An 18,978-nucleotide genomic window follows, 5' to 3' on the forward strand; every position below is an offset into this window, starting at 1 on the left:
AGCCCGGCGTGTATGTTTGCCGTGGCTGTAGTAGCCTGTTATTCAACTCCGAAGAGAAGTACCATGCCATATCGGGCTGGCCCAGTTTCACGCAGCCGATAACTAAGAATGCCATCAAGTACGCCTTCGATGAGAGCTTCAATATGCAGCGCGTAGAAGCTCTTTGCAACGTCTGCGACGGTCACCTCGGCCACGTATTCCCGGACGGACCGGAGCCGAGCGGCCTGCGCTACTGCATGAACTCAGAAAGCTTGGTTAAGCTGTAGCGCGAAGCCTGCGCTTCGCGTGTCGAGGAACGATGGGCGCTGTTGCAACGGCCGGCATCATACAACGATACGCGAAGCGCAGGCTTCGCGCTACACCAAGCTTAGCGGCTCCGGTAGTCGGCCAGAATGCCTTCGTACATCCAGTTGGCCAAGGCCTGGCGATTGTCGGGGATGAGGAAGCGGCGCTGGTCTTTGTTGTTGCGGATGTTGCCGAGCTCCATGAACACGGCCGGGGCGTGGCTGTTGCGCACCACGTACAAAGAGTTACGGGCCGATACCGTGCCGGAATAAGGACGATTGGGTTGGGCGCGCTTATAACGCGAGGTGAAGGTGCGGTGAATGTTTTGCGCCAGCCGTTTGCCTACCGCGCTGTTGGAGTTGTGGTAGAAGAACACGTCAATGTTCTTGCCTTCGCTGCGGCTGTCCACGTGCAAACCAAGGAAGCGCTGATAGGCCCCTTTGTGTCGGGGGTAGATGGCATTCACCGCATTGATGCGTTGGCGCAAACGGGCCAGTTGGCTGCGCGGGATGGTCAGGCTCGGATACGTAATTTCATCGTAGTCGGGGAGCAACACCGGCTGGTCGCGGATACCGTCGTTGGGGTCGCGGATGATAAGGTAGACCAGCGCGCCGTGCATGTAAAGCACCCGCGCCAGCCGTAGCGTCACATCATAGGCATACTCATCTTCGGCTAGCGAGTAGCTGCCATACTTGCCGATAGCACCCGGGTCGGGGCCGCCGTGGCCGGATGAAAGGTAGAACACCGCGCCGCGCAAAAGTCCGTCGGAGGGTCTGGTTTGGTCGTAGGCTTTGCCGAAAAAGCTGGTCAGTGGCAACACCACCGTTTTCGGTACTACCGTGGCAGCACGGGCAGCAGTCCGCGGCTGAAGGGGGCGCGTGTTGCTTGCCGTGCGGCGCACGACAGGAGGGAGGCGGTACTTGCGGCCCGCAACCAGGCTTTGGTTTTTGCCGAGCGCACCTCGGTTCAGCGCTAGAAACGAGCGTAGATAAGTGGCCGGAGCCAGGCCATAACGGCGTAACAAAGTTTGGGTGCCGTCGCCGCGGCGGGCTACTACTTGCCGGTATTTGGTTTGGCTAAAGGCTAGGGCAGAAGCCAGCAAAAGCAGGAGAAAGAGAAAGGCCGTTCGCAAAGCAGCTAGGTAGCGGTAATAAGGCAAGGGGCGTTCTAAACAACAAGAGTACTAAAAAACGAGCGAGAGTGCATTCAAGTGACATCATTACTCGAATAAAGCTCCAAGGTTCAGAAGCAAGCCTTGCCAGGCAGAGCTGTCCTCGCAGAAGGCAAGCAGATAGGACACACCGCAACTGTGCTACTTCTAGTAGATTGTACTTTGTAGATGATGCCCTCTGTCCTCCTAAATTATAGCTTCAGATAAGAATGCTACACTTATTTTCAGCGGAACTTTCAAACCGCCAGCCAGCACCAACGTGCTAACTGGCGGTTTTTTCGTGCTTGAGTTCAAGCAACTTCCTGCTGTAGTAAGCCACAAAGTATGTTCTTCGGTAGCCCCAAACCGGGGCAGTAGGTAAGAACGAGCAGGCTTTCAAGTAGTTAACGAAGTATAAAATTCTGATACTATTTGCTTACTTACTACTAAGTAAGTACGTTTGAGCGTTATGTCGAATCAGCCGGAAGTACTCGCACCCGATACCCGAACCCGCATCCTCAATCTGGCATTAGAGCTGCTGCTTGGCCGCGGATTCAATGCGTTTAGTTACCAGCACATTGCCAAGGAACTGGGGGTGAAGCCTGCCGCTATTCATTATCATTTCCCATCCAAGGAAGACTTGGGAACGGCCATTATCCAGCGGCAGCGCAGACGGCTAAACAAGTGGCGCGGCTTGCCCCGGCTCACTGAACTACCGGCCCATGAGCAGTTAGAGGCTCTTTTTGAAGTGTATCTCGGACATTTGCAAAGTGAGCAGCGAGTATGTCTGTTCGGCTCATTGGCCGCCGAGTTTCGGACCCTCCCGGAAGCTATGCAGCAGGAACTACGCCTCTTAACCCGGGAGCTAACCGAGTTTCTGGCCGGGGTGCTAGAAGCAGGGCGCGCTGCCGGCACCATAGTGTTCAAAGGTCCGCCAGCAGCTAAAGCCGCCCAGGTACTGACCACGCTAGCTGGTGCGCTTCAAATGGCCCGCGTCCATGATGAGCGTCAATTCTACTTGGTTTTCGAGCAGTTGCGCCTAGAACTGCTGCCGGAGTAAATCATTTCTCAACCCGCTAGCTGTGTTCGTTATGGTTAACGTCTTTTCGCCCGCCTCCGACCTCTATCCATTGGAAACTTTGTTGGAGCCCGCTCCAGTCCGCCCCGCGAAAGTACAATATCCATCGGTGCCGCCCGGCCTGAAATTCTTACGCCTAAAGTTGCGGCTGCAAGCGGCCGTGTCGGGGGAATGGGCGTTTCGCTCGGTGTGGCGCTTGTTTACCACGCCGCGTCGGCTACCCGTGAAGGCGTGGGAAGCGGCGGCACTGGCCGGGGCGCAGCCGCATTCAGTGCAAGCCAGTAGTGGGCGCGTGGTTTACTACGAGTGGAACCCCACCGGGGCGCGTACGGTGCTGCTGGTGCACGGTTGGGAGCATCGAGCCAGCTTTTGGGGCCATATGGCGACGGGCCTTGTGGCGGCGGGCTACCGGGTAGTGGCTCTTGATGCCCCCGCCCACGGTGCCTCCGATGGGCGGCAAGCTACACTAGTGAGCTTTGCTGGGGCGGTGCAGGTGGTAGCCGATGCTATTGGGCCAGTGTATGGCGTGGTGGCGCATTCTTTCGGCGCGGCTTGTACGGTTGGGGTGCCGGTGCACTTCAAGCAGCTTGATGGGAGCAAGCTGCCGCGTCTGGTGCTGATGAGCGCCCCAAGCAGCACCCGCAACGTAGCCGAGCGGTTTGCCGACTTGCTTTGCCTTCCCCACAGCGTGGTAGATCGTATGGGCAGCTTCATTCAGCAGCGATTCAACCGCAACGCCGAAAGCTTCAGCTTAATTGAAGCCGGCCGCCACCTGCCCGTGCAGCAAGCCATGCTTCTCCACGACCGCCACGACCTGAACGTGCCCTTTTCCGACGGCGAAGCCATTGCCGCCAACTGGCCGGCGCTGGATTTTCGGCCCACTACCGGCTTGGGCCACAACCGTATCATGCGCGACCCGGCCGTGCTAGAGCAAGTAGTGGAGTTTCTAACTTGAAGCTTTACTGGCTGGAGTAAAAGTGCTTTATACCGTTTCGTGGCCGCTAGCGGATAGTTCGCGCAGTACCTCTCGCAAGCCTTCGGGCTCCTGAATTAGCCGGAAGATATGCGCCAGGTAGTCCGCTTCGGCGCGTAGGTGGCGCTTGAGTTGGCGTAGTTCCATTTCGCGCTTTTTGCCGCTGCTGCCACTAAAGCCGTTGTCGCCGTATTTCAACTCGTTGAGTTGTTGCTTGAGTTCTAATTGCTGCTGGTGCAGCGCCTGCGTGTAGCGGGCAAGCACGTCGTCGTCGGCGCTGGCGGCTGGCCCCGATTCCGACAGGAGTTGGAGCAGCGTGTAGAGGTCGTTCACTTCGTAGGCCTCGGTGATGCGCTGCATCAGGACCGTCTTGTGGGCTTGAGTGGCTGGGTCGCGCTCCAAGTCGGGGTGATGCGTGCGGGCCAGTTGCCGATACAGGGTTTTGGTGTTGGAAAGCAGGCGCTGCTGCTCTTCACGCGCAGTTTTTTCGGCAGCCTCTTGAGCTTTCTGCGCTTTCGTTTTGCGCTGGGCGCGGGCATGCGCAGCGGCCTGCTCGTGTGGCGGCAGGTCGGAATCTGGATTGGGAGAGAAGTCGGGGGCCTTTTCCTCGGCAAGCGCTGCCTCCGCTTCGGCCGCGGCGCGGCGGTTGGGAGCATACTTCAGTACGATATCGGCGGTTTCTTCTCCGAACCGATTGTGCAAGGAGCGCGCGTTGCCAAGAATAAATTCTGTGATTTGGCGCTCCTCGACGCGGCTGAAGTAGGGCAGAAGCAAAGCTTCTTCGAACGGAGCAAACAAGGCGCGCCGTGCTTCCACTACCGCCCGGGCGCCGGGCCCTACTTGCTGCCAATAGCGCCGCCGGGCTTCGGCCTGCTCCACCTCTAAGTCGCGCAATCGCTGGCGCAAGCCTTCCACCTGCTGTACCGCCTCCCGAAAGGCCTGCTGTGCCGGCGTGCCCACTGCTTCGCCCGAAGTCAGCGTTGGTAAGGAGTTAGCAGCGGGTAAATCAGTGGCGGGGTTGTGCAGATTCATGAGGCAAAGGTAGGGTGCGCGTCATCGAACAGGAGGGAAGCCCCGCTAGGTTCACCCAAATACCTCATACGCCACCCGAAACGTGTTGCAGTGCGCGTCTACAATATCAGAGAGTCGCTCGGAGTAGCCGCCGCCCATGCTGACTGCTACCGGTAATTGGTGTTCCTGGCACAGCCGCAGCACGTATTCATCACGCTGGCGGCAGCCTTCGGGCGTGAGAGCCAGTTTACCGAGCTTGTCGGTAGCCAGCACATCAACGCCCGCCTGAAAGAAGATGAAATCGGGCTGCACCTGGTCGAGCAAGGCTGGCAGATTCGCGCGCAGAATTTCCAGATACGTGGCATCCTCGGTGCCCAAGTCCAACGCCACATCCCGGTCGGATTGTTCTTTGCGCAATGGATAGTTGGCGCCGGCGTGCATCGAGAAAGTAAACACGCGCGGCTCCTCCCGAAAAATACTGGCCGTGCCGTCGCCTTGGTGCACATCGAGGTCCACCACCAAAATTTGCTTAGCCAACTCATGGTGTAGCAAATGCATCGCGGCCACGGCAATATCATTAAGCACGCAAAAACCTTCGCCCCGGTCCCGAAATGCGTGGTGCGTGCCACCCGCCAAACTCATCCCAATTCCGTCGCGCAGTGCCCACCGCGCCGATTGTACCGTGCCGGCCACGCTGCTCAAGGAACGGCGCACCAATTCCGGGCTTTGCGGCAAGCCAAGCCGGCGCACTTCGGTAGGGGAGAGGCGCAGGTCGCGCACCCGATGCCAATACTCCACCGAGTGCACGCGCAAAATGTCTTCCTCCGGGCACAAGCCCGGGTCATAGAAGTCCTCCGCTGGCGCAATGCCCTGCCACAACAGTTGTTCCCGAATCAGTTCGTACTTGGCAATGGGAAAACGGTGGCCGTTCGGCAAACTGATGCTATAACGTTCGGAAGTGGCAAGGCGGGGCATGCAAGCAGCTAGGAGGAATACACAACAGAGTACGCAAAACAAGCAACGTCGAGCGGAAGCAGAACCAAAGCACCGCATGTACCAACGCAGCCTATTTGTTCTTTCTATAGCTAAGCTCGAAGAGTTGGGAAACTAATTTTCCTCAGGTGAGGACTTGGAGTAGTTGCGCCCCTTTGGAATGACCTATAAGCCCGTCCTACTATGCTTGTCGAAGCATCGCGCGCGCTGCCATTGCCAAACTACTCCTTGACCCTCAACTGAGATAAGAAAACTATAGCGGTTTCATGGCTGGTCTACGCGGGCTGTAGAGACGCAACACTTCGCGTTTCCGCGTCCGGGCCATCTGCCGAACTCGTTCAACGCCAAGACGCGAAGTGTCGCGTCTCTACACCGTTCTCGAAACGGCTATAATTGTTTAGTTCGCTAACCTTAACTCAAGTACTCAAGTACAGCAAATTCAGTACGCGAATTTTCAAATGATGCGTACTAGTTGATTCCAAGAAATCAAGAAATGGATAACTTGATTATACAAGGTGTTTTTACTTCCTACTATTCAAAGCTCTGCTTGGGAAATAGTGTATGTCATTGTTAGTATTTATTGCTTTCAAATCATTCTAAATAAAAAATAAATTAAAATATTTTGAAATGTATTTTGGTGAATACAAAAACTCCTCCCATATTTGTCACACTAAACACAACAACCCATGCTACGCCACTTTAATTATATCAGTAAGCAAGACGACAGGAAGCCAATGGTTTCATGTGCGGTTCGGTATAGCTAAGTAGTAGCAGATTTATTCTGATACTTCCGCCACCCGAACCCATAAGGTTCGGGTGGTTTGTTTTCAGCCCTTTACATTCCTTCAGCCATGCATCTGCCATCAGATAGCTTCCTATATCAACCACTTAGCAAACGGCATAGTAGCCGCGCGTGGAACTGGTATGGCCGGGATTTTTCGTTGAACGATTCGCGTAGGTAAATTCCTCGTAACGTATCCGTGAAAAAGCCCGGCTTCTCCTAGAAGTCGGGCTTTTTTCATGCTATTTATTCAGATGAAATTAATTTATCTGTCACGGGAGAAGTATGCTCAATTAATATTGATAGAATATTTAATAAATAGATCCAATGCGAATTCGGGTGGGATATATAAAAGAAAAGCCGGTTACTACTTAATCACCACTATTAAATAAAAGCACCATGCGTTTCAATTTTACTTTTCGCAAAGCACAACCTAACGCTGTAAACCACGAAGGTGCCGCCGCTTTCACGCTCACGCCACAATTGGAGCTGTACGCCGCCGTTGCCACAGCTGCTCTCAGCGACCAGTTCTATGAGAAAGTCGACACGCGGCTAACCCGCTTGCGCGAGTTAGTGGCCCGTAACGACCCCACGTTTGTGGCGCAGCTGGCGGTGTACGCCCGCGAGCAGATGTACTTGCGCTCGGTGCCCTTGGTACTGGCCGTGGAGCTGGCTCGCCTGCACCGCGGCGACAACCTCGTGAGTTGCTTGGTGGCCCGCATCGTGCAGCGCCCCGACGAAATCACGGAGTTGCTGGCGTACTATGCCCGGGCCAACCAACGGACAGGGGTGAAAACCCTCAACCGCCTCTCCAAGCAAGTACAAAAAGGCTTGGCCACCAGCTTCAACCGTTTCGACGGCTACCAGTTGGCCAAGTACGACCGGGCCGGGGCCGTACGGCTGCGCGACGCCTTGTTCTTGGTGCACCCCACGCCCCGCAACGAGGCGCAGCAAGTGCTCTTCAACCAGTTAGTAGCGGGTACCTTGCCCACGCCCTTCACTTGGGAAACCGAATTGTCGGCACTCGGGCAGGGCACCTACGCTACACCTGCGGAGCGTACGGCGGCTTTTCGCCAGAAGTGGGAAGCCCTGATTGCCAGCGGCAAACTTGGCTACATGGCCTTGCTGCGCAACCTGCGCAACATCCTCGAAGCCGACGTGTCGGCGGAGGCCGTGGTGGAAGTGTGCGCCACGCTCTCCGACCGGGCAGCGGTAGCGCGTAGCAAGCAGATGCCTTTCCGCTACTTGGCTGCGTACCGCGAGGTGAAAACCTTGCAAAACGGCCACGTATCGGCGGTGCTTACGGCGCTGGAAGATGCTATTACGCACAGCGCCGCCAACCTGCGCGGTTTCGGCCCCGCAACCCGCGTGGTAGTCGCCTGCGACGTGTCTAGCTCGATGCAAACGCCTATCTCGCCGCGCAGCAAAGTATTGCTCTACGATGTAAGCTTGGTGCTGGGCATGTTGCTGCAAAGCCGCTGCCAGCACGTCACGGCCGGTATGTTCGGCGACAAGTGGAAGCGCATTAGCCTGCCTCGCGGGTCGGTGCTTCGCAACGTCGACGAGTTCTACCGCCGCGAAGGCGAGGTTGGCTACAGTACCAACGGCTACCTGGTGGTGCGCGACTTGCGCCAGCGCCAGGAAGTGGTGGATAAGGTGATGCTGTTCACCGACGTGCAGCTCTGGAACAGCAACGGCGACGGCTCTTCTTTAGCGCAGGAATGGGCGGAATACCGTCGCGCCGTCGCGCCCCAGGCCCGGCTGTACCTCTTCGACCTCGCCGGCCACGGCACCGCTCCCCTCGGCGTTCGCGCCGAAAACGGAGTGGTCCTGATAGCCGGCTGGTCCGACAAAGTATTCAGTGTGTTGGAAGCCCTCGAAAACGGTGGCTCCGCCCTCACTGAAATCCAGTCGATTGATTTCTAACAATATGCGGCCCCGGGAGTGGCATTCGAACTAGTGAAAGCTGCCGCCACTCCCGGGTTACTGCCCGTACCACCTTGTTACAGCTACGCCATGAACCATTGCCCAAAACGCAGCACGAAATGTTCTGACTTTGGAAAACAACCTAACTAAGTGCAGGTATAGAGGGCTACTCCATTGAGAAGCAAGAGTATAGCGGAGTGTAAATCAAACCCCTAAAAACAGCCAATAAATGACCTCCACAGTTGCTGATTGAAAAATTTTCTTCACGAAACATGTAATAGTCATGATAATTCTTGCGTTATTATAATTGGGAAGGCGGCTGACCACATCGCGGCAGCCGCCAGCCGGAACGGTAGGTAGCCGGAGTAGTTTAGCTTCGGCTCGCCGTTCCAAACCAGCTGAGCCACCACTTCAGGTGCCGTAGGCGGGCGTTACTTCGCTGGTGAAGCAGATTCTCTTCGGGCAGTCTGCCGGGTTCGAGTCCCACTCCACAATTTCGGTTGTGGACATTACGCCGGTCGCCTGTTGCCCTGAAGTTGGTGGGTTCAGCTGAGAAATCACCCTGCTGGGTGTCGTAGAAAAGCATTACTTCGGGTCGTACGTTCGAATCGTATCAGCCCGACATTGGTTTAAGACCGGGCTGTAGCTCAGGCAGGTAGAGCAGAATGGCTTAGGGCCAACGCTTTTCACCTTTTACCCCAGCAGACCTTTCTTGTTGGTTTCCTCTGGTTTCCTGCTGGGTGCCGTAAGCTAGCCTTACTTCGCCACCAAATAGGTCTTGTCGCGGGTTCGACTCCCGAAGTGATACTGCAAAGTATTGCGCCGGGAATTGGTAGGGCAAGACCAGTTGGCTAGCGCCTGTTGCCCATCTAGAAATCATCGGGAAGCCACAGGAAATCAGTAACGGTATTGGGTGTCGTAGGTAGCCGATACTTCGGTGTAGTTTCGTATGGATGTGCAGGTTCGAGTCCTGCCTCATGGCCGGCAAAGCTGTGAGTGGCGAAATTGGTAGACGCGCTATAAAAACGGCTGCCACATTTTACCCCAATACTTATTGCCCTTGTACGGGTGCCGTAACTGGGCCATACTTCGCGCTTTTAACGCCCAGGTTGCAGGTTCGAGTCCTGCTGGTGCCGCCGCCTGGTGGCGCTGTAGCTCAAGTGGCAGAGCAGGTTTTGGAGGCTTGGCGCTGGTTGCCCCGTGCATCGTTTTACCTGGCAGGTGTCGTAGCGAAGCCGTACTTCGTTCAGAATTATGAGGTCGTGGGTTCGAGCCCCACCTGCCGCAAGTGCAGTAGCTCAGTTGGTTAGAGCACATAGATAGCAAAAGGCTTCGCGGTTTGTTGCCCTGTCAGGTTCCGGTTACAAAAGAAAGGGAAGGTGCCGTAGGCTAGCCTTACTTCGTCCGATACGCAAACGGCTAGCCGTTTTTTACCCTTCCCGACTCCTGCTTCTCTTCTGCGGATGCCGTAGGTGCGCGCTACTCCGAACCAGTCACGTCGGGCCGGTGGGCCCGTTGCGCGGCCGTCTGTTGCTGCGGGGTTTAGAAGAAGCTTTGTCAAACGTCAGTGACACAAGGGGGTAGCACGAAGCTTTGCTTGGCGTATCGTTGCTGGCTTCCAGACTACACCACCGCCAAGCGTGCAACGATACGCCAAGCAAAGCTTCGCGCTGCACCCTCCACTAATTCATTTACTTAACAATCAATCCTCATTCTCATGGGCAATCTTTTACGCGGCAACGACCTACGGCAGCTTGGCTTCCCGGAAGGTCGGGCCATCGGGCTGGCGCTAGCGCAATTGCAGCGCAAGCACCTCAAAAAACTCTCTCAAACCGACCAACTGGCCCTGTTACAGCGCCTACTGGCTACGCCCAACGATTTCCTCACCGACCTCGACTGGAGCCATACCGCCGCCGCGTTGCTGCCGCCACCGAGCCGCCATATTGCCCTGGCCGAGCGCAAGGAATACGCCGTGTTCGGGGCCGAGTACATCGAGCACGGGGCTATTCACCAGATGGAAACGGCCATGAAACTGCCCGTAACCGTTGCCGGCGCCCTCATGCCCGATGCTCACCACGGCTACGGCTTGCCTATCGGGGGCGTGCTGGCTACAAATAACGCCGTCATTCCCTACGCCGTGGGCGTCGACATTGGATGCCGGATGGCGCTGTCGGTGTTTGCCTTGCCGCCTAAGCACCTGGAGCAGCGGGTGCAGGAGCTACGCAAGTTGCTCCTCGACAACACCCGGTTCGGCAACAAGCAGGGCTTCCAGCGGGGCCAGAAGCTCGGCCATGCCGTGCTGGACCGCGCCGAGTTTCAGGACATCGGCTTCCTGCGCAACAAGCAAGCCACCGCGGCCGAGCAAATTGGCACGTCGGGCGGCGGCAACCACTTCGTGGAGTGGGGCATCGTCGACATCACTGACCCCGACAACGAGCTGGACGTGCCGGTGGGGGAGTACCTGGGGCTGCTTTCGCACTCCGGCTCCCGGGGCTTGGGCGCCAGCGTCGCGAATCACTACACCAAACTTGCCAAAGACGTATGCCAGCTGCCCGCGGAGGCGCAGCACCTCGCTTGGCTTTCGCTCGAGAGCGAGGCCGGGCAGGAGTACTGGGCAGCTATGAACTTGGCTGGTGACTTCGCTTCGGCCTGCCACCACCAGATTCACCAGCGCCTGGCCAAAGCCCTCGGTGAGCGGCCCCTAGCCAAAGTGGAAAACCACCATAACTTCGCCTGGAAAGAGCAACTCGCAGATGGCCGAGAGGTAATTGTACACCGTAAGGGCGCGACGCCCGCCGGCCAAGGTGTGCTCGGCATCATTCCTGGCTCGATGACGGCTCTTGGCTTCATCGTGCGTGGCCGGGGCAACGCGGCCTCGTTGGCTTCGGCTTCGCATGGCGCCGGCCGGGCCATGTCGCGCACCCGGGCTAAGCTGGAGCTAGGCGAAGCCGAGGTGAAACGCTACCTCCAGCAGCACAATATCGAGCTGATCGGGGGTGGCCTCGACGAAGCACCGCAAGCCTACAAGGATATTCGAGCCGTCATGGCCAGCCAAACCGAGCTGGTGGATGTGCTTGGTTCTTTCACCCCGCGCATCGTGCGAATGGAAGGTGGCGCCTAACACAAAACGGCCTCAGCCATTGGTTGAGGCCGTTTTGTGGTCTGGAGGTAAATCGAGCGGCAACCCTATACATGCAGGGGTTCTGTGCTTCGGAGCGGCACCGCAACCAGGTATCAAGGTGCCTGGCAGATATAGCTGCAATGACTACATCAACTAGCCCTCATCAATCGTAAAGCGTAAGTTCCAGAACTTTGGAACCTGATAGATACTGAGCCAGTGTCTTGTTTTTGCCCGAATCGGCTGATTTTACCAATGAATAAAGCTTTCCTGGTTGCGAGTTTCACTGCTGCATTACTAATTATCAACAATTCCTCGCTTTTGGCGCAGTCGCCACCTAACTCCACGCCGCCTTGGGGCACTTGGTTGATCGGGACGTTGCAACTGCCGGGCAACGCCGATCATCGGTGGGGAGGTTTTGCCGAAGCGCAGGCGCGCTCCAACGCCCTATTCCGGCAATACTTTTATAATGAGTTAAAAGCCGGCGTTAGCTTCGACCTCGACAAGAACTTCACGGTGCTGTTGGGCGGTGGCCGCTACGCTACCTCCGACTACCAAGACCGTCCCGCGGGTCCGCTGAACGTAGAGAGGCGCCTCTGGCAGCAAGTCGTATTAACGCAGTATACCAGCCGCTTAAGAATAGAGCATCGGTACCGGGTGGAGCAACGCTGGTTCCGCTTCCGCGACGATAGCACCTCCTTCCGCCAACGCCTACGCTACCGGCTCAATGCGTTTTACCCGCTCAACCGCAAAGCCATCGGGCCGGGCACCGTATTCATTTCCGCTTACGACGAAATTTTTCTTAACCCCAAAGGTCCGGTGCTAGAGCGCAACCGCATCTACCTCGGGGCGGGCTATCAGGTCAACAGCCACCTGACGCTGCAAATGGGCTGGGTGAACCAAGCCAACTATAGTGCGCCTACTTTTGGGCAAGGTCAGTTTGTTCCACAAAGCACCTCTGCCAAACGCAACATCGTGGTAGCCCTTGCCTACCGGATTGCACGCAAGTCCACTGGCGCCGCCCCCGAGCGGCTCCCCTCGCAGCAGGATTAGCTAGCTAGTTTCGGAAAGGCGCCCGGAACTAATCCGTTGAAAACTACTCTGGGTACCTGATTTTTGTTGTGGTAAACAGACCTCTTCATGAGGATGTAACTTCCTAAGTTCAACAGAAGACTACTCTGTATCTGGCTGCGTAGCTACCACCCGCACTTCGTCACCTACCCGGAGCACTCCTCCTTGCACAATGCGGGCCGTCATGCCGCCGTGCCCGCGCATGGCATTGTAGCCACCAGGGCCTAGCTCTTCTTCCATTCGGGAGCAAGGATGGCACTCGCCCGTGATGTCCAGCAATACCTCATCGCCAATCTGAATCCGGCGATTTTTGAGCGCCAGTAGGTTTAGGCCGCTTACCACCAAGTTGCGGCGTAGGCGCGCGGGGTCGAGCGGCGAATCATGGCCCAAATAGCCCGCTACGGCAGCTAAGTGCTCACCCTGAATGAGCGTAACCTGCCGTTTGCCACCGGTTTTGGGCCGGGCATGGTCGCCTTGCAGATGACGGTCGGTTTCGGCAGTAGCTTCGGGCACCGAAAGTACTGCTTCCCGCCGCAGGGGCCGTAAGCCTATCCAGGCTAGGCGGCCAGTTTGGGGTAAGGTGCTCAAAAGAGTTGCAATAGTTGACTTATCGTCGCCGAAGAATGGGAAAGGCATATGCTCAGGCGTGAGGCTAGGAGAAATTATACGAATTCGTTTCGCCGAAGAACGTCGTCAGTAGAGAAGAACGCCAGCAATTCTACCGCTTTCAAATGAACTAACCGGGTTTTGAAACACAATGGCGGCAGCGTCTTCAATCCTTGAAGTAACAAGAAAGCCGGGGTAGTCTTACCCAGTTTATGAGGAAATTAATTTGGCGACCCCAAACGCTGCTACTGCTGCCAGGGCTCCAATGCCCGCCATCTTGAAAGCTCCGCCAAGTGGTGGCTGACCTATTAGGCGGCTTTTCAAGTAGCCGAATAATAATAAACAGAGCAGCGTGATAACGGCCGACCACAAAAGCCCTTGGTTGGGAGTGGCAGTGAAAAAATAGGCACTCAGCGGAATCAATCCGCCTGCTGCGTACGCCAGGCTAATAGTGGCCGCGCTTTTGGGTGCTTGCTTGGGGTCGGGTTGCTCCAAGCCGAGTTCGTACTTCATCATAAACCGTACCCACTGGTTGGGGTCGGCGGTTAGTTCGGCTACAGCCAGCTTGCGGGTCGTTTCTGAGAGGCCGATTTCAGCTAGCAGATCTTCTACCTCGGCCCGTTCTACATGCGGCACTTCGCGCACCTCCTGGTACTCGCGGGCCAATTCGGCCTGGTAATGTTCTACCTCGGTACGGCCTGCCAGGTAGCCGCCAAGCCCCATGGCAATCGAGCCCGCTACAATTTCGGCCAGGCCTGCCGTTATTACCAACTCCGAGGAATCGACGGCTCCGCTCAGGCCTGCGGCCAAAGCAAAAGGCACCGTAAGCCCATCGGAGAGGCCAATAACTATGTCCTGCAGCATGGCCGAACTAGCTAGGTGTTGTTCGGGGTGCGGGTGCGAATGGGGGTGTGGCATAAGGAAGTAAATATAGTCTGTGCACTAACCTGAAGCTTGTTTGTGCGTAATAACCATCGGCTGTGCGGTTGAGTAAACCAACCAACAGCTTATTCTTCTGACTATATTCTTTTCTTCTTCCAAGTACCATGGCCAAAGCTCCCGCCACTAAAACTTCTGCTGCCACCAAAAAAGCGGCTTCCTCTACTGAGCAGGCATCGTCTAATGGTCGTGCAACGCCCATACTGCAGCCGGTGATGAATCAGCAGTTCGACGCGCCTGCTGCTTTGCAGAAATTTGGCACTGTGTCGCAGCGCCTACCCATTGGGCTCGATACCGACACTCGTCAGCAAAGTGTAACCAACCTCAACCAGTTGCTGGCTGACACGATTACACTACGTGACCTGTACAAAAAACACCATTGGCAGGTAGTAGGCCCTACTTTCTACCAATTGCACTTGCTCTATGACAAGCACTATGAAGAGCAAAGTGGCCTAGTCGATATCATTGCCGAGCGCATCCAGATCCTGGGTGGTGTGGCCGTGGCCATGGCCCACGACGTAGCCGAGCTCACCAGCATTCCCCGCCCGCCCCGCGACCGGGAGGAGGCCCCCGTGCAAGTATCACGGCTATTGGAGGCCCACCAGATCATCCTCAAAAACTGCCATGAGTACGCCAAAACTGCCGCTGACGCGGGCGACGATGGTACCAATGATGTGGTAGTCAGCGACGTGATGCGTACCAACGAGCTACAAGTATGGTTCGTTTCCGAACACGTAGTGGACACGCCACTGGTTCGGGCCGAGTAAGCCACCCGATTCACTGTCTTACGGAAAGGCTCTGATCTTCGGACCAGGGCCTTTTTTGTACTCGTTCCCTACCGCACACGTCATCGGGTCAACTTTAGCAGACTAGCATCCCTTAGGATGCATGAATAATGCGCTAAAAATCATTGCCGACTCAAATTATTTGGACGGGGTAGAAATCACTTTTCCGGCTGACAATGAGGCTGCAACCTCGCTGCTGCTGGGCGGAACGCGCCCCGATGAGCAAAAAATACTCGGCCGGATTTGGACCAAGCGCCTTGGCTAGCTACTTTTGTCCTCGCTCTGTTGCCTCAGCAGGGCCGAAAGCTTCGGTTTTCGACGAGTAAAGGAGTGCTTGCCGTCATCTGCGCACGTGGTGAAACTGGTAGACACGCCATCTTGAGGGGGTGGTGCCTTCGGGTGTGGGAGTTCGAATCTCCCCGCGCGCACTCCAAGTAAAAGCCCGTTTCAGGTAGCTGAAACGGGCTTTTTGTTTTTGAAAGCGTAGTAGCTTCTCCTTTTTATAAGACCCCATTTCGCTCAAACGGATTAGCAGGCACTACCAGCACCACCTTTTCGCGCTCCACTAGCACTTGGCCTGGCAATGCTCCTTTGGGTTTGCGCACAAACTTCTTGGGCGTAACCGTGACTGGGCAAAGCGAATCATGTTGGCGGCGCGAATACCAGGCAGCTAATTGCGCGGCATGTTCGACCACGGGTTCTGGTACAGGCTGGCCCGCGCGGTGCCGAATAACCACGTGGGAGCCACTTACGTCCTTGGCATGCAGCCACAAGTCGTCTTTGTGCGCGTAGCGTTGGGTAAGCAAGTCGTTGTTCTGGGCATTACGGCCTACAAGAATGGTAAAGCCACCGTCTTCAAATACTTTGAAAGGTAGCTCTTGGGCAGCTTTGGCTTTGGTTTCGGGTTCTAGCTGGTGCTGTTTGCGCCAGGCACGCAAAGCGCGCAGGTCGGCGGGAAGCTTTTCTAGTTCCTCCAGTCGTTCCAAGCACCAAAGCGCTTCTGCTTCGCGTCGTTCCACTCGCTCGGTTAGCTGGCGGGTTTCGATTTGCTGGTTTTTGGCTTTGCGATAAAGATTCTGGGCAGTACGCTGAGGGGTTTCCGTCGGCTTAAGTTTGATGGTGCGTAGCTGGTTGTCTTGGTAGAAATCCACCACTTCTACGCCGCTAGCTCCCGCCGGAATCTGACTAAGATGCGCCATGATGAGGTCAGCGGTTTGGCGGTAGCCAGCGGTATGCTCCAGGGCATATAACCGGGTCCGGGCCATGCTGGCACTAGTCGTGGCCTCGTCGGCCCGGCGCTCCAGCACCTGGCGGACCTGCCGCAGTTCCATTTCATGGGCGCGGCGGCTCAGCGTTAACGGCACGAAGGTGCGCAACGCCGCTACTGGGTCGGGGGGGAGGGTGCGTTCCACCTCGCCGACGGGCAATAAACTTAAGCGGGTACGCCCTTCTACAGCCGTCAAGTAAAACTCGGTAGGATGTTCTAACTGATGCAGCACTTCCCGAACCAACTGCTCTTTGACAGCCAGCGGGGCGGGGTCGTAGCCGTGAGCCCGGAGGTAGCGGGTAGGCAAGTCGGCCAGAGCCGGATAGCGCTTAAGCGGATTCAGCATTTCTTGCGCCGCCGGGACTTCACCTTCCGATTCTGCCAACTCTACATCTGTTGATGCTGAATCAGGCTCCTTCTGGTTTGAGTTGGTACTTGAGCCTGCTCGCCCCGCTTCTCCAACAAGTGGGGTAGGGGTTACGGCCAACAATGGCGGAATGTCAGCGTCGGCCGTGTAGCGTTGGTGAAACAGCTCGGCGGGCGCATCGGGGGTGAGGCGAAAAATGGCATTAGGACGCGGACCGTATAGCTTTAGCAGCAGCGTAGCGCCGCTTTGGAAGCGTAGCTGGAGTATCCGGTCATTTGGCAGGGCACTTACCTCCGCTACTTCCTGGCCTAACAGGTCCGGCAGCAAATCCACAGAATTAGTGCGGGCACGGTGGAAAGTTTCAGGTAGCGCCAGCACCGTGAAGGCGGCAGAAAGCTGGGCCCGCAGCCAAAAGTCTGCTGTGCCGTTGGTCAACCCTATTACCAACTCATCTTTCTCCTGCGAAAAGCACGTCACGACTTTATAACCAGCTAGCTGACGAGTAAGAGCCGGGGCCAACTGGCGCAGGAAGTAGTAATTGTTGTGCATGCAAGAGTGTGCTTGACGAGTTTCTTTGCGGTGACGTTTGCGGTGCCTGGTATAATAGTCTCGGTAAACGAAGGTAGAGCAGAAAGTTTACCGCAGGCGCTTGCAACTGTTTATTGAAACTCTGTCTCCCACCTATTGAAACACAAATACCACTTCACTTATTTAAATCTCCACAGCATGAGCAAACGCCTACTCCTTGCTGTATTGGGTCTAAGCTTAGCCGCCTGCCAGAGAGCCGACGAAGAAAACGACATAGTACCTGCCGCTGTTGCCACCACGTTCGACCAGGATTTCAGCTTGAATTACCGGCAGCAAGCCACAGTGTCGTCGGCTTCAAGCCAGCCTGAACTGACGGTAGCTGTAGCAGATTTGAATTATAAGTTCTGCCCTAAAAATGCATATTGCTTTACGGCTGATTTTGTTAACCCAACGCTAAGCGTGACAGATGAGCAAGGACAAACTCAGGAAGTGAAATTGTCAATGCGCAGAATGACTGGCAATTATCCTGCTTGGAGTGACACGGCCAGCGTGCGTGCCAACGGCCGGCGATACATGTTTTACTATATCATATACGATGTGAAAGCAGGATGTGACAATCCAGAAAAGAAAGATATATCTATAGCACTGCGCGTTAGCAGACCGAATAACAAATAACTTTTCACCTAACGCAGAAACTCCCTGGCGTAGAAAGCATATTTTCTACGCCAGGGAGTTTCTGCGTTAGGTGTCCTCTTTTATGGTACCTGAGTAGTAAAACTCGGCAGCTTTCTAAGCTATTACACCTCCACCCGCAATCCGTCATACGCTAGCCGGACGAAATCAGGCAGCGTGGCCTCAACCTCGCGGTGCTTACCTAGCAGATGGCTGATGTGCGTGATGTAAGCTCTGCGAGGTGCCAGGTCCTCAAGCACGGCTATAGCCTCGGTTAAAGAGAAGTGCGACATATGCGGCTCGTGGCGCAGGGCGTTCAGCACAATAATTTCCGAGCCCCGCATTCGCTCCAACGACTCTGGCTCCAGGTAATTGGCATCCGTTACATACGTGAAGTTACCAACCCGAAAACCGAGCACCGGCAGCTTGTAGTGCAGGGCTCGGATAGGGTGGAACGTCACCCCCTGCACATCAAAGGAAGTGGTATCGTCGACAATGGGAATGGTTTGTACCTGCGGCACGCCAGGGTACTTGGTTTCGGCGAAGATGTAAGCGTATTCGCGCCGAAGCTGGTCTAGTACCCGCGGCTCGGCATACACGGGCATGTCCTGCCGCTGCTTGAAATTGTAGGCCCGGATGTCGTCCATGCCGGCCGTGTGGTCTTTGTGCTCGTGCGTAAACACCAGCGCGTCCAGCCGGTCGACCCGTTCGCGCAGTACCTGCTGCCGAAAATCAGGACCCGAATCGATAATAATACTCCTGCCCTGGGTTTCCAAGTGCACCGATACCCGCAGGCGCTTGTCGCGGTAGTCCAGGGAGCGGCACACCGCACAGTGACACCCAATCACGGGCACGCCCTGCGACGTGCCCGTGCCAAGAAAGGTGATTTTCATACAGAAGCTAAAAATTAGGAGCTAGGAGTTAGAAAGACTAGAGTGCCTGTACGTGATACGGTACAGCTGACTCTAACGCCTAGCTCCTAACTTCTAGCTCCTCAAAAAAACTATCCTACGTACTGCTTTACTACGCGTACCAGTGCATCAAAATCAAGGGGTTTAGGTAGATAATCGGTTACGCCAGCTTCGCGAAACTGCTCCATGGAGTAGTTGTTGGCGTTGCCGGTGATGGCAATGATTGGGATTTTAGAAATCCGGTCGTCCTGATGAGCCCGAATTTCGCGGGTGCATTCCATGCCGTCCTTCACCGGAATGTTGATGTCCATCAGCACGCAGTCGATGGGCTGGCTTTCCACTTGCTTGAGAACTTCGCCCCCGTTTTTAGCCGACACAATGCGGTATTTCTGTAGCTCAAGAATCTTTTTAGTTAAGTTCAGAATAACGGAGCTGTCTTCTGCAATCAATATTGTTTTCGCGTCGCTCATGGGGAGAGAGAAAGTAATGATGTAGGAGTACTGGTTGAAAAAGGTAA

16 protein-coding genes, 1 tRNA gene and 1 pseudogene (1 of these 18 only partly in view) are annotated in these 18,978 nt (G+C 55.8%); 10 read left to right on the forward strand and 8 right to left on the reverse strand.

Annotation, left to right across the window (positions count from 1 at the left end):
- Window positions 1–266: pseudogene (msrB, locus tag ACFE7X_RS02000) on the forward strand (peptide-methionine (R)-S-oxide reductase MsrB); it begins 160 nt to the left of the window's first position.
- A 101-nt stretch (window positions 267–367) separates the two neighbouring features.
- Here the strand turns inward: msrB and ACFE7X_RS02005 are convergent.
- Window positions 368–1,387 (reverse strand): N-acetylmuramoyl-L-alanine amidase, encoded by a 1,020-nt coding sequence (locus ACFE7X_RS02005; protein ID WP_375433984.1) that lies wholly within the window; start codon window positions 1,385–1,387, stop codon window positions 368–370.
- Between the two features lie 517 nt (window positions 1,388–1,904).
- Here ACFE7X_RS02005 and ACFE7X_RS02010 point away from each other — a divergent pair.
- On the forward strand, window positions 1,905–2,495 hold the full coding sequence (locus tag ACFE7X_RS02010) for a TetR/AcrR family transcriptional regulator (RefSeq protein ID WP_375433985.1): 591 nt from the start codon (window positions 1,905–1,907) through the stop codon (window positions 2,493–2,495).
- A gap of 31 nt (window positions 2,496–2,526) precedes the next feature.
- On the forward strand, window positions 2,527–3,468 hold the full coding sequence (locus ACFE7X_RS02015) for an alpha/beta hydrolase (protein WP_375433986.1): 942 nt from the start codon (window positions 2,527–2,529) through the stop codon (window positions 3,466–3,468).
- A gap of 27 nt (window positions 3,469–3,495) precedes the next feature.
- On the opposite strand, the gene ACFE7X_RS02020 is transcribed toward ACFE7X_RS02015, so the two are convergent.
- Both ACFE7X_RS02020 and ACFE7X_RS02025 read right to left on the reverse strand, forming a co-directional pair.
- Entirely contained in the window at window positions 3,496–4,518 is a 1,023-nt protein-coding gene (locus ACFE7X_RS02020; protein ID WP_375433987.1) for a hypothetical protein, read from the reverse strand.
- A gap of 51 nt (window positions 4,519–4,569) precedes the next feature.
- A complete protein-coding gene (locus tag ACFE7X_RS02025; protein WP_375433988.1) occupies window positions 4,570–5,472 on the reverse strand; it encodes a histone deacetylase in 903 nt (300 codons plus the stop codon).
- A gap of 1,198 nt (window positions 5,473–6,670) precedes the next feature.
- On the opposite strand from ACFE7X_RS02025, the gene ACFE7X_RS02030 reads away from it, so the two are divergent.
- From ACFE7X_RS02030 to ACFE7X_RS02040, 3 genes are all read left to right on the forward strand, one after another.
- The gene (locus ACFE7X_RS02030; RefSeq protein ID WP_375433989.1) at window positions 6,671–8,197 is read left to right on the forward strand and encodes a TROVE domain-containing protein; all 1,527 of its coding nucleotides are present in this window, start codon (window positions 6,671–6,673) and stop codon (window positions 8,195–8,197) included.
- Window positions 8,198–9,914: 1,717 nt separating this feature from the next.
- On the forward strand, window positions 9,915–11,318 hold the full coding sequence (locus ACFE7X_RS02035; RefSeq protein ID WP_375433990.1) for an RtcB family protein: 1,404 nt from the start codon (window positions 9,915–9,917) through the stop codon (window positions 11,316–11,318).
- Between the two features lie 252 nt (window positions 11,319–11,570).
- Window positions 11,571–12,368, forward strand: coding sequence for a DUF2490 domain-containing protein (locus ACFE7X_RS02040; protein ID WP_375433991.1), 798 nt, complete (start codon window positions 11,571–11,573; stop codon window positions 12,366–12,368).
- 120 nt (window positions 12,369–12,488) lie between these two features.
- Here the strand turns inward: ACFE7X_RS02040 and ACFE7X_RS02045 are convergent, their stop codons facing one another.
- Together ACFE7X_RS02045 and ACFE7X_RS02050 are read right to left on the reverse strand one after the other, a co-directional pair.
- Window positions 12,489–13,022, reverse strand: a complete 534-nt coding sequence (locus ACFE7X_RS02045; protein WP_375433992.1) for an MOSC domain-containing protein — start codon at window positions 13,020–13,022, stop codon at window positions 12,489–12,491.
- Window positions 13,023–13,202: 180 nt separating this feature from the next.
- On the reverse strand, window positions 13,203–13,910 hold the full coding sequence (locus ACFE7X_RS02050) for a VIT1/CCC1 transporter family protein (protein ID WP_375433993.1): 708 nt from the start codon (window positions 13,908–13,910) through the stop codon (window positions 13,203–13,205).
- A gap of 128 nt (window positions 13,911–14,038) precedes the next feature.
- Here ACFE7X_RS02050 and ACFE7X_RS02055 point away from each other — a divergent pair, with 128 nt between their 5' ends.
- The 3 genes from ACFE7X_RS02055 (at window position 14,039) to ACFE7X_RS02065 (ending at window position 15,144) form a co-directional block, all read left to right on the forward strand.
- Window positions 14,039–14,698 carry a Dps family protein gene (locus ACFE7X_RS02055; RefSeq protein ID WP_375433994.1) on the forward strand — a complete coding sequence of 220 codons (660 nt, stop codon included), beginning with the start codon at window positions 14,039–14,041 and terminating at the stop codon, window positions 14,696–14,698.
- Between the two features lie 121 nt (window positions 14,699–14,819).
- Entirely contained in the window at window positions 14,820–14,981 is a 162-nt protein-coding gene (locus ACFE7X_RS02060) for a hypothetical protein (protein WP_375433995.1), read from the forward strand.
- Window positions 14,982–15,062: 81 nt separating this feature from the next.
- A tRNA-Leu gene (locus ACFE7X_RS02065) sits at window positions 15,063–15,144 on the forward strand.
- Between the two features lie 72 nt (window positions 15,145–15,216).
- On the opposite strand, the gene ACFE7X_RS02070 is transcribed toward ACFE7X_RS02065, so the two are convergent.
- A complete protein-coding gene (locus ACFE7X_RS02070; protein ID WP_375433996.1) occupies window positions 15,217–16,899 on the reverse strand; it encodes an NFACT RNA binding domain-containing protein in 1,683 nt (560 codons plus the stop codon).
- Window positions 16,900–17,034: 135 nt separating this feature from the next.
- On the opposite strand from ACFE7X_RS02070, the gene ACFE7X_RS02075 reads away from it, so the two are divergent.
- On the forward strand, window positions 17,035–17,553 hold the full coding sequence (locus ACFE7X_RS02075) for a hypothetical protein (RefSeq protein WP_375433997.1): 519 nt from the start codon (window positions 17,035–17,037) through the stop codon (window positions 17,551–17,553).
- Between the two features lie 122 nt (window positions 17,554–17,675).
- On the opposite strand, the gene ACFE7X_RS02080 is transcribed toward ACFE7X_RS02075, so the two are convergent.
- Window positions 17,676–18,443 carry an MBL fold metallo-hydrolase gene (locus ACFE7X_RS02080; RefSeq protein WP_375433998.1) on the reverse strand — a complete coding sequence of 256 codons (768 nt, stop codon included), beginning with the start codon at window positions 18,441–18,443 and terminating at the stop codon, window positions 17,676–17,678.
- Window positions 18,444–18,553: 110 nt separating this feature from the next.
- Window positions 18,554–18,931, reverse strand: coding sequence for a response regulator (locus ACFE7X_RS02085; RefSeq protein WP_375433999.1), 378 nt, complete (start codon window positions 18,929–18,931; stop codon window positions 18,554–18,556).
- Window positions 18,932–18,978: the final 47 nt, after the last annotated feature.

The sequence above is a fragment of the uncultured Hymenobacter sp. genome (assembly GCF_964242765.1).
GTDB lineage: Bacteria > Bacteroidota > Bacteroidia > Cytophagales > Hymenobacteraceae > Hymenobacter.